This window comes from Micromonospora inaquosa, from assembly GCF_003857055.1.
Taxonomy (GTDB): Bacteria; Actinomycetota; Actinomycetes; order Mycobacteriales; family Micromonosporaceae; genus Micromonospora; species Micromonospora inaquosa.
In genome coordinates this window covers 1-9,230 of the sequence record NZ_QGSZ01000099.1, presented here as the reverse complement: position 1 = coordinate 9,230, position 9,230 = coordinate 1, and the positions used below count along the sequence as shown (strand labels likewise).

The 9,230-nt window shown below is 72.3% G+C and carries 10 protein-coding genes; 6 read left to right on the top strand and 4 right to left on the bottom strand.

Annotated features, from left to right (window positions below):
• Window positions 1-123: 123 nt before the first annotated feature.
• Entirely contained in the window at window positions 124-786 is a 663-nt protein-coding gene (locus tag DLJ59_RS02065; RefSeq protein ID WP_124770822.1) for a hypothetical protein, read from the bottom strand.
• Window positions 787-844: 58 nt separating this feature from the next.
• Window positions 845-2,173 carry a M20/M25/M40 family metallo-hydrolase gene (locus tag DLJ59_RS02060; protein WP_124770821.1) on the bottom strand — a complete coding sequence of 443 codons (1,329 nt, stop codon included), beginning with the start codon at window positions 2,171-2,173 and terminating at the stop codon, window positions 845-847.
• A gap of 148 nt (window positions 2,174-2,321) precedes the next feature.
• Here DLJ59_RS02060 and DLJ59_RS02055 point away from each other — a divergent pair, with 148 nt between their 5' ends.
• The 3 genes from DLJ59_RS02055 to DLJ59_RS02045 all read left to right on the top strand — a co-directional run bounded on the left by DLJ59_RS02055 (window position 2,322) and on the right by DLJ59_RS02045 (window position 4,304).
• Window positions 2,322-2,933: a hemerythrin domain-containing protein gene (locus DLJ59_RS02055; RefSeq protein ID WP_124770820.1), complete on the top strand. Its 612-nt coding sequence runs from the start codon at window positions 2,322-2,324 to the stop codon at window positions 2,931-2,933.
• Between the two features lie 84 nt (window positions 2,934-3,017).
• Window positions 3,018-3,998, top strand: coding sequence for a LysR family transcriptional regulator (locus DLJ59_RS02050; protein WP_124770819.1), 981 nt, complete (start codon window positions 3,018-3,020; stop codon window positions 3,996-3,998).
• A 60-nt stretch (window positions 3,999-4,058) separates the two neighbouring features.
• Window positions 4,059-4,304 (top strand): hypothetical protein, encoded by a 246-nt coding sequence (locus DLJ59_RS02045; protein WP_030332759.1) that lies wholly within the window; start codon window positions 4,059-4,061, stop codon window positions 4,302-4,304.
• 56 nt (window positions 4,305-4,360) lie between these two features.
• Here DLJ59_RS02045 and DLJ59_RS02040 read toward each other — a convergent pair whose 3' ends face one another.
• Together DLJ59_RS02040 and DLJ59_RS02035 are read right to left on the bottom strand one after the other, a co-directional pair.
• On the bottom strand, window positions 4,361-4,711 hold the full coding sequence (locus DLJ59_RS02040) for a DUF3140 domain-containing protein (protein WP_124770823.1): 351 nt from the start codon (window positions 4,709-4,711) through the stop codon (window positions 4,361-4,363).
• A gap of 209 nt (window positions 4,712-4,920) precedes the next feature.
• Complete coding sequence (locus DLJ59_RS02035; RefSeq protein ID WP_124770818.1) at window positions 4,921-7,479, bottom strand: ATP-dependent Clp protease ATP-binding subunit; 2,559 nt, start codon at window positions 7,477-7,479, stop codon at window positions 4,921-4,923.
• A 140-nt stretch (window positions 7,480-7,619) separates the two neighbouring features.
• On the opposite strand from DLJ59_RS02035, the gene DLJ59_RS02030 reads away from it, so the two are divergent.
• From DLJ59_RS02030 to DLJ59_RS02020, 3 genes are all read left to right on the top strand, one after another.
• On the top strand, window positions 7,620-8,012 hold the full coding sequence (locus tag DLJ59_RS02030; RefSeq protein ID WP_124770817.1) for a PIN domain-containing protein: 393 nt from the start codon (window positions 7,620-7,622) through the stop codon (window positions 8,010-8,012).
• 152 nt (window positions 8,013-8,164) lie between these two features.
• The gene (locus tag DLJ59_RS02025) at window positions 8,165-8,425 is read left to right on the top strand and encodes a hypothetical protein (protein WP_030332749.1); all 261 of its coding nucleotides are present in this window, start codon (window positions 8,165-8,167) and stop codon (window positions 8,423-8,425) included.
• Between the two features lie 6 nt (window positions 8,426-8,431).
• On the top strand, window positions 8,432-9,230 hold a 799-nt coding region (locus DLJ59_RS02020; RefSeq protein WP_124770816.1), incomplete at its 3' end, for a hypothetical protein.

Here is a 9,230-nt window from a genome sequence, read left to right as displayed (position 1 = left end):
CCAGCGGAGCTCCAGGTTCAAGGGCGTCTTAGAGTGACCACCCTCTATACCGGAGCTCCGCTGCTTTACGTCCTAGACACGCCTTGACACCCCGACTAACCGCCTAACTGAACGGCGTTGGGTCTAGTGCTGGTGCCCGGCGTGGTCGTGGTCGTCGTCGAGCTCCAGGAACGGGTGCTCGTCGAGCCGACCGACCAGCCGGTCGTCGACCGCCGGCTGGAACGGGCCGACCGCGTCGTCGTCTTCGAACGACTCCAGGTCGACCGGGGTGCCGACCTCGCTGACCATGACCACCCCGTCGAGCGGTTCCAACTCGGGGACGTCCAACGCGCCGAGCGAGCCGTCACCGCTCTGCAGCAGCTCCAGCACCGCCTCGCCGACGCCCTCCACCGGAGCCGGCTCGTCGTCCTCCGGGGTGCCCTCGCGGCGGGCCGCCTCGGCCGCCCGCAGCAGCGCGGACACGCTCGGCACCCGGTAGTCGCGACGCTGACGAACCGAGATCACCCGGGGATGCGGGTCGCTGGCCTCGGCCCCCTCGCCGCCGCCGAAACGCTCGTCGGCCTCGTCCGGGTCGATCGAGTCGACATCCCACGGCGTCACCTCGCCGAAGGCGTCGAGCAGCCGCTCGTCGTACGCGAAGGAGGCGTTGTTCAACGCCACGTACGCCTGCCAGACGTCGTCGTCGTCGACGCGGCCCTGTGCGGCGCGTACGGCGGCCAGGTGGTGGCGGGCCGCTTCGATCACCCGCTCGAGAGCGGCGTCCAGCTCACCATGCTGGTCGGTCATGTGGGGCAGTCCCTTCACGATGGGGAGATTGCGCGCCGGCGGACATGGCCGGACACGGCTAGCAGGTGCGGAGGAACCGGTCGAGAACCCGCACGCCGAACTGTAGTCCGTCCACCGGAACGCGCTCGTCGATGCCGTGGAACAACGCCGAGAAGTTCAGGTCGGCGGGCAGCCGGAGCGGGGCGAACCCGAAGCAGCGCATGCCGAGCTGCGAGAACGCCTTGGCGTCGGTGCCCCCGGAGAGCATGTACGGAACGGGCCGCGCCCCCGGGTCCTCCGCGCGCAGGGCCGCCGACATCGCCTCGACCAGGTCACCGTCGAAGGTGGTCTCCAGCGCCGGCTGCCGCTGCACGTACTCGATCGCGATGTCCGGGCCGACCAGCTCGCGCAGCTGCCGTTCCAACAGCTCGGACTGGCCGGGCAGGCTGCGGCAGTCGATGGTGGCGGTGGCCCGGCCGGGGATGACGTTGTCCTTGTAGCCGGCGCTCAACCGGGTCGGGTTGGCGGTGTTGCGGATGGTCGCGCCGATGATGTTGGCGATGGGGCCGAGCTTGGCGATGGCCGTCTCCGGGTCGTCCGGGTCCAACTCGATGCCGAGCAGGTCGGAAACCTCCGTCAGGAAGGCCCGCACGGTGTCGGTGACCACCACCGGGAAGCGGTGCCGGCCGATCCGGGCGACCGCCTCGGCGAGCGCGGTGACGGCGTTGTCGTCGTGCATCATCGAGCCGTGCCCGGGGCGACCCTTGGCGTGCAACCGCAGCCAGTCGATGCCCTTCTCGGCGGTCTCGATGAGGTAGAGCCGCTGGTTGTCGTTGACCGAGTAGGAGAAGCCGCCGACCTCACCGATCGCCTCGGTGCAGCCGTCGAAGAGGTCACGGTGGTTGTCCACCAGGAAGCGCGCGCCGTAGTCGCTGCCCGCCTCCTCGTCGGCGGTGTACGCGAGCACGATGTCGCGCGGGGGTCGCACGCCGGTGCGCTGCCAGTGCCGCACCACGGCGAGCACCATCGCGTCGAAGTCCTTCATGTCGATAGCGCCCCGGCCCCAGAGGTAGCCGTCGCGCAGCTCGCCGGAGAACGGGCCCACCGACCACTCGTCGGCGTCGGCGGGCACCACGTCCAGGTGGCCGTGCACCAGCAGGGCACCCCGGCTCGGGTCGGTGCCCGGGATGCGGGCCACCACGTTCGCCCGGCCCGGCGCGGACTCGTGCAGGACGGACTCCACGCCCACCTCGGCGAGCTTCTCCGCCACGTACTCGGCCGCGCGGCGCTCGCCGACGCTGGTGTCGTTGTCACCCGTGTTGGTGGTGTCGATGCGCAGCAGGTCGCGGCAGAGGTCCACGACCTCTGCGGTGGGGTCGGGTCGGGCGGAGGCGGCATCGCTCGTCATCGCCTCTTCATACCAGCCCGCGCTGCTCGACAGCCCGGCGCGGGTGCAGGCATCGACGGGTCGGTTTCGCCGTGGCCGCGTTCGGGTACCGCCGCCCACGACCGTACGTAGCTGCCGGAGCTTCCGCCCGCCAGTCGAGGAGGGCACCATGTCCGCTGTTCCCCTGCCGCCGCTGCCGCCCGCGCCCGCATCCGAGGAGGGCTACCGGCCCGCCGGTCGCAGCATCGCCGACATCGTGGACCGGGAGCACCGGCAGCTGCTGGGGCTGCTGGAGCAGCTCTCCGGCCCGGACAGCACACCGCAGGAGGGCCTGGCGGTGCTCACCGCCGCGCTGTCGCGGCATCTGTCCGCCGAGGAGCAGTACCTGCTGCCGGCGGTGCGTGCGGCGCTGCCGACGGCCACCGAACGGGTGGACGCGGAGATCAACGCCGACGCGGCCCTGTTGAACGCCCTGAAGGGGCTCACCGACGACTCGCTGACCGAGGTCACCGAGCGGGTCCGCCGGCATGTCGACGGGGTGGGCGCGCTGGTCACCGAACTGCGCGCGGTCGCGACCGAGGAGGAGCTGATCCGGCTCGGCAACCGGCTGGAGATCGCCGAGGAGGCCGCGCCGACCCGACCGCACCCGGGCACGCCGGCCAACCCACCGTGGAACCGGATCGTGGAGCCGGCGGTCGGGGTGGTGGACAAGGTCCTCGACGCGGTGACGCGGCGCCCGACGTACCTGGCGGACCTGCCGGAGCCTCCGCGCGAGCAGTGACCGGCGACAGCCGGCGATGCATTCATTATCACCGATCCGCTCGGGCTATTCCGCCAGCAGACCCCGTAGTCCTACCGTCACCCTATGAACCTGGAGCTGCGTCACCTGCGGGTGGTCTGCGCGATCGCGGAGACGGGAAGTGTGACGAAGGCGGCGTCGGCGCTCGGCCTGGCCCAGCCGGCGCTCACCGCCCAGCTCCAACGCATCGAGCGGACGCTGGGCGGCCCGCTGTTCGACCGGGACCGGCGCGGGGCCCGGCCCACCGCGCTCGGTGAGCTGGTGCTGGCCCGCGCCCGGGTGCTGCTGCCGGCGATGAAGGGGCTGCAGGACGAGGCCGCCCGGCTGGCCGGGGCGGGCGACACGCCGCCGTGCTACCGGTTCGGTGGGGTGAACAGCCCGATCCTGGGTCGACTGGTGCACCGGTTGGCGGCCGAGCAGCCGCCCGCCCAGATCACCACGTACGCGTCCTGGTCGGTGGACGAGTTGGCGCAGTTGGTGGCGGGCGGTCGACTGGACTTCGCCCTGGCCGGCGTGTGCGGAGACGCCATCCCGTCGGCCGGGTTCGGGTTGAGCTGGCAGGAGGTGGCCGTCGACCCGGTGCTGGTGCTGCTGCCGGAGACCCATCCCCTCGCGGCGCAGGACGAGGTACGCCTGGCGGACCTGCGCCACGAGCAGTGGGTCGCGGCGCCGGGCGACGGCTGCTTCGCCGACTGCTTCGCCGCCGCCTGCGCCCGCGCCGGCTTCACCCCCCGCAAGGTGTACGAGACCGACATCCGCGGCTGCGTCGACCTGGTGGACGCCGGCGTGGCGGTGGCCCTGTGCCAGGCGACGTTCCGCCCGGTGAGCGGTCTGGTCACCCGACAACTCGCCGGGACGCCGCTGCGGTGGCGGCTCCTGCTCGGCTGGCATCCGGACTCCCCCGCCGCCCAGGGCGCGGAGTTGGTGCTGGAGACGGCCAAGGCGGCGTACGTCGACTCGTTGGCGCCGCATCCGGCGTACCTGGCCTGGCTGCCCCGCAACCCGGGGTTCGGCGTCCGGCAACCCACCGGGGTCCGACCGGGCTGAGCGGCCGGTATTCCCGGCCGCTGGCGGTGCGAACCGCCGTGGGCCGGGTATCTGGCGGACATGACCGACCTCTACCCGCCCGCCGACGACCGCGAACTGCTGCGCCAGGCGGCTGCCGCGCACACCGCCGCCACCCGTGCGGTGGAGGCGTTCCTGCGCCGCCTGCCGACAGTGCCCGACCCGGCCGACGTGACCGAGTACGCGAACCTGCTCACCCGGGAGGACCAGACCCGCGGTGACCGGGACGCCGCCGCCGACGCGGCGGGCCTGACCATCGGCAGCCTGGAATCCGACAAGGGTCAGTAGTACCCGGCGACGGTGCCGTCCCAGGTCGGGACGGCACCGTCGTGGGTGAACTTCGCTCAGAGTTCGACGAGTGGGTCGTGACCCAGGTCGAGCAGGGAGTGCCGCCAGGTGTCGTCGGCGTTGCCACGCGAGGGCTTGGCGTCCATCAGCTCGCGGATCCGCTCGACCGCCTCCCGCATCACCTCGATGTCCTCCGGGGTGAGGTCCACCTTGCGCTTGTTGAGCACCTTGAGGATCTCCCGGCCCGGCTGGGGCAGGTCGAGGTTGGGGTTCGGACCGAACGAGTTCTCCCCCGAACCCCGGGTCAGCAGCCAGGTCCGCAGCTGTTCCGACGGGACGTTGACCTCGGCGTGGAAGTCCTCCCAGAGCACTTCCACCTCGGGGTCGAGCCGCGCTTCGCGTACCATCAGGTCTCCTCTCGCAGGCGGCGGCCCGGACGTCTCCGGGTCGTCCTGGTCGGTCTTCGGATGCAGGCCCTCCGCGGGCACCCGTGTCCGGCGGGGGTTGGCGGTGGGCGGCGCCAGGATCGGGTCGGGATGGTCGTCCTCGTCCCGGTGTTTCCCGGACTCCGCGGGCTCGTGCGGGTCCTCGTGCTCGTCCCTTCCCGCCGACCCGCTCATCGCGGGTGTGTGGTCGTGGCGGCGGTGTACCCCCGCTCGCCCGCGGTCACGTCGAAGGTGAGCGCGCCGTCGCGGACGTCCACCGTGACCTTCTGCCCGGGCGAGATCGCCGACTCCAGCAGCATCCGGGACAGGTGGTTGTCCACCTCCCGCTGGATCACCCGGCGCAGCGGGCGGGCGCCGAACTCCGGCTGGTAGCCGTGCTCGGCGAGCCAGTCGATGCCGGCGGTGGTGAACTCCACCTGCAGGTCCTGGGCGTGCATGCGGCGGCGGGTCTCCTCGAGCAGCAGCGCGGTGATGTCGCGCAGCTGCTCGGCCTCCAACCGGCGGAAGATGATGACCTCGTCGATGCGGTTGAGGAACTCCGGGCGGAAGTTCTCCTGCAGGCGGCGCATGAGCCGTTCACGCAGCTCGTTGCTCTCCTGTTCGCTGCCCACGTCCCCGGTGCCGAAGCCGACCGAGCGTTGGGCACCGGTGATCAGTTCGGACCCGAGGTTGCTCGTCATGATCAGTACGGTGTTCTTGAAGTTCACGGTGCGGCCCTGGCTGTCGGTGAGCCGCCCGTCGTCGAGCACCTGGAGCAGGATGTTGAACACGTCCGGGTGAGCCTTCTCGATCTCGTCGAGCAGCACCACCGCGTACGGGCGGCGACGCACCGCCTCGGTGAGCTGACCGGCTTCCTCGTAGCCGACGTATCCGGGTGGCGCGCCGACCAGCCGGCTCACCGTGTGCCGCTCCTGGAACTCGCTCATGTCCACCCGGACCATCCGGTCCGCCTCGCCGAACAACGCCTCGGCCAGCGCCCGCGCCAACTCGGTCTTGCCGACACCGGTCGGGCCGAGGAACAGGAAACTGCCCATCGGCCGCTCCGGGTCGGCCAGCCCCGCCCGGGAACGGCGCACGGCCTCGGCGACCGCGGTGACCGCGTCGTCCTGACCGACCACCTTCTGGTGCAGGTGGCCCTCCAGGCGCAGCAGCCGGTCGCGTTCCTCCTCGGTGAGCTGGCTGACCGGGATGCCGGTGGCCCGGGAGACCACCTCGGCGATCTCCTGCGGGCCCACCTCGGGCACCTGGGAGTTGGACGAGCTGTCGTCGCCGTTCGCGCGACGGATGTCAGCCTCCAACTCGGCGATCCGGTCGCGCAGCGCGGAGGCCCGCTCGTACTGCTCGTCGGTGACTGCCTGTTCCTTGTCCCGGCGCACCTCGTCGAGTTCCTGTTCCAGCTCCCGCACGTCGGACGCGGGGGTGCGGGTTCGCAACCGCACCCGGGCGCCGGCCTGGTCGATGAGGTCGATCGCCTTGTCCGGCAGGAACCGGTCGGTGACGTACCGGTCGGACAGCTCGGCGGCGGCGACCAGCGCCTCGTCGGTGAAGCGCACCTGGTGGTGGGCCTCGTACCGGTCGCGCAGCCCACGCAGGATGGCGATGGTGTCGTCGACGCTGGGCTCGGGCACCAGCACCGGTTGGAAGCGCCGGGCCAGGGCGGCGTCCTTCTCGATGCTCTTGCGGTACTCGTCCAGCGTCGTCGCGCCGATCACCCGCAACTCACCGCGGGCGAGGGCGGGTTTGAGCATGTTGGACGCGTCCATTCCGCCCTCGCTGCCGGCGCCACCGGCCCCGACCAGGGTGTGGATCTCGTCCATGAAGATGATCAGCTCGTCCCGGTGCGCCCGGATCTCGTCGATCACCTTCTTCAGCCGCTCCTCGAAGTCGCCCCGGTAGCGGGTACCGGCGACAAGGCCGGCCAGGTCGAGCTGGACGACCCGCTTGCCGAGCAGGGTCTGCGGTACGTCGCCGTCGCAGATCCGTTCGGCCAGCCCTTCGACGATGGCGGTCTTGCCGACGCCGGCCTCGCCGATCAGCACCGGGTTGTTCTTGGTACGCCGGGACAGGATCTCCACGGCCTGCTCGATCTCGTCGGCTCGGCCGATCACCGGGTCGATCTGGTCGTTGCGGGCCAGGTCGGTGAGGTCCTGCCCGTACTGGTCCAGGGTTGGGGTGCCACGGTCCGGCTTCGGCCCGGTCATCGGCCCGCGCTCGGCGTTGGCGGCCTGCAACGACTCGGGTTGGATCCGGCCGGCGGCCAGCATCCGCCCGGCCGGGGACTCCGGGTTGAGCGGCAGCGCCATCAGGATGTGCTCCGGGCCGATGTAGTTGGCGCCCATCGCCCGGGACAGCTGGTGCGCGTCGAGCAGCGCCCGCTTGGCGGCCGGGGTCAACGACAGGTTGGGCGGCACCTCCCCGCGCGGCGCGCCGTCGCCCTTTCCGCCGAGGGCGTTGAGCAGGGTGTCCGGGTCGGCCCCGGCCCGGCGTACCAGGTCGCGCAGTGGTTCGCGTTGCAGCGCCGCCCAGAGCAGGTGGTCGGTGTCCAGGTCGTTGCTCTGCCGTTGCGCGGCCCGCCGGGCGGCGTCGGCCAGCATCTCCCGGGCGTCGGCCGTCATCAGTCGGGTGATGTCAACCCGGTGCGGCGGTCGGCGCCCTCCCTCGCCCCGACCGAAGTACCTGGCCAGGAATTCGTCCCACGGGTCGGAGCCGATGTCACCGGGTCCCATCATGTCTGTCCTCCGCAGTAGGGCTCGGCACGGTCGGCAGGGGCTACCCGGCGCGCGCCCCGACAAACGCCGCAGGTGGCGGAGCACCGGCATTCCGGGTGTGGCGTCGGGCCGGGGCCGGCCGATGGTGGCAGGCTGACGGGATGGATGAGACCCCGCTGCTGATCGTGGACGGCGCCAATGTGGTGGGCTCCCGCCCGAACGGCTGGTGGCGTGACCGGGCCGGTGCCGCCGCCCGGTTGCGCGACTCGCTCGCCCCGGTGGCGACCGTCGGGCTACCGGCCCGGCTGACCGCCCCGGTGGAGGTGGTCCTGGTGGTGGAGGGGGCCGCGCGGGACGTGCCGGGCACCGAGGGCGTCCGGGTGGTCTCCGCCGCCGGCTCCGGCGACGACACGGTGGTCGAGTTGGTGGAGGGCGCGCCGCGGCGTCGCCGGCTGGTGGTCACCGCCGACCGGGAGTTGCGCGGGCGGGTGACGGCGCTGGGCGCCGAGGTGTACGGACCGCGTTGGCTTCGCGAGAACCCGACCAGCAACTGAGAAATTCTCGCACTGGGACTCCCACAGATCGGACTCCCGGCACTTCCGGGGGCCTTCCGGACAGGCGGGCAGGAACACCGCCAGGGCGGATGTTCTTTCCCGACCGCCGATAGGCTCTAATGGAGATCTCCCCGCCCCCAGGAGGTTTCGCCGTGGCGAGCGTCGCCGAGCTGAAGGCTGCCATCGATGTCGCCCTCCAACAGATCGGAGACGGGCAGACAGCCGTGCAGGCGGCCGGCGAAAAACTGTCCGAGGCCCAGCAGACCCTGGCCGGGGCGCTGGAGGGCAGCGGGCACGAGACGGTGGAGGCGGCCCAGGCGTCGCTGACCCAGGCCAGCCAGGAGCTGGAGGAGTGTCTCGCCGCGACACTTGTCGCGGTGGAGCAGGCGCAGCTCTACGTCTCCACCCTGTAGGCCGCCATGTCCATCATCGAGGATGTCGGCGGGCAGGTCCGCGCCGCCACCGAGGAGTTCCCGCATGCCCTGCTCGGGCAGGCGCTGGAGAAGTTCGGCCTGGCCGCGGAGCGCCTGCGCTGGGTACGGCAGGAGTCGGCCAACCCGATGGGGGTGCCCGAGCTGTCCGCCGCCACGGAGCACGCCGAGAGCGCCGGCTACGCGCTGCGGGTGGCGCAGGAACAGCTGTCGGCCTATCTGACGGCGATCGGGCTCGGCGCGGACGGCGCCCCGGCCCCCCGCCCCGAGCAACGCGCGCCCCGACACGACACGCCACCGGCGTCCGGGCCGGGCGTGGTCGCGCCGGAGCCGGCCGAGCAGGTGCGAATGCACCGCTGGTGGTCGGTGCGGGTGGCCGAGCTGACCGGCGGGCGCGAGGGCACCGACGAGGAACCCGACGAGCGGGTGGACGACTCCCAGGAGTTGCTGCGCCGAGTCGTGGGTGGGGTCCGTTCCGGCGACCGGGACCGGCTCCGCAAGGAGCTGCGCCGAGCCCCGGCCGACGTCGGGTTGGGCATGGCGGCGCTGGCGCCACCGCTGCTGCGCGAGCTGGCCGGTGAGCTGCTGGGGCACCCGCCCCGCGCCACCGACCTCGGGCGGCTGCGCGGCGAGTTGGACGGGCGCGTCCGTGACCTGCTGCCCGGACTGCCGCCGCCGGTGCTGGAGACGCTGCTGACCCGGGTGTGCCGGATGCCCCCGCCGCGCGCCTCCGGGGAGCCACCGCACGCCGCCGACTCCGCGGTGACCGCCGGGGTGGCGACCGGGC